The 973-nt window shown below is 52.9% G+C and carries 1 protein-coding gene; it reads right to left on the reverse strand.

Annotated elements, in window-relative coordinates:
* Nucleotides 1-263: 263 nt before the first annotated feature.
* On the reverse strand, nt 264-973 hold a 710-nt coding region (locus SIK69_RS08010; RefSeq protein WP_319785824.1), incomplete at its 5' end, for an IS3 family transposase.

The raw sequence follows: 973 nt of genomic DNA on the forward strand, positions 1-973 counted from the left end.
ACTGGCTTTGTGACCTTTGTGACCCCGAAATAAGGGGTTTACGCATTTGGTTTTACCCGCAATAATGGTGGTTATTCAAACAAAAGGATCCGGCCGTTGCGATTTATTGTCATGGCAGGATCTGCCGATACAGGCCAGAATACCTGTATCCATACACAGTGCGTGCGCTACGTGAAAAACAGATGATGAACAGCCTCATTCCCCAGCAGAATTCACCAGAACGCATCTCCCTGTGATCCTACCCACGTAATGTGGACATGGCCCTAAGCGAGGTTCTGGTTTTCAAACTGTTCCGGGCTGAGGCCGCCACAGGCGCTGTGACGACGCCACCGATTGTAATCACGCTCGATATAATTAAACACCGTCGCCCGCATTATTTCCCGGCTGATAAAGCGTTCCCCGTGGATACATTCCACTTTCAGCGAATGAAAGAAGCTTTCCACGCAGGCATTGTCATAACAGCAGCCTTTCGCACTCATACTCCCATGCAGATTATGCTGTTTCATTAATGCCTGATAATCCGCTGAGCAGTACTGCCCCCCACGGTCGGTGTGAACGATAACATTCTCTGGTCGTTTACGCCGCCAGAGTGCCATTTGCAGTGCATCACAGGCCAGTTGTGCCGTCATCCGTGAAGACATCGACCAGCCGATGACGGCCCGGGACCACAGGTCAATGATTACCGCCAGGTACAACCAGCCTTCGTCCGTGCGCAAGTACGTGATGTCACCCGCCCATTTCTGGTTCGGACCGCTGGCGTAAAAATTCTGTTTCAGCAGGTTCTCCGACACTGGCAGGCCATGTTCACGATAACTGACAGGGCTGAACTTACGGGCAGCCTTTGCGCGGAGTCCCTGACGGCGCAGGCTAGCGGCAATAGTTTTGACGTTGTACTCCGGCAGTACGTCAGCGAGACGAGGCGCACCATAACGCTGTTTTGCCTCCGTGAATGCCTGACGGACAGCAGCATCAC

The sequence above is a fragment of the Scandinavium lactucae genome (assembly GCF_033843265.1).
GTDB lineage: Bacteria > Pseudomonadota > Gammaproteobacteria > Enterobacterales > Enterobacteriaceae > Scandinavium > Scandinavium lactucae.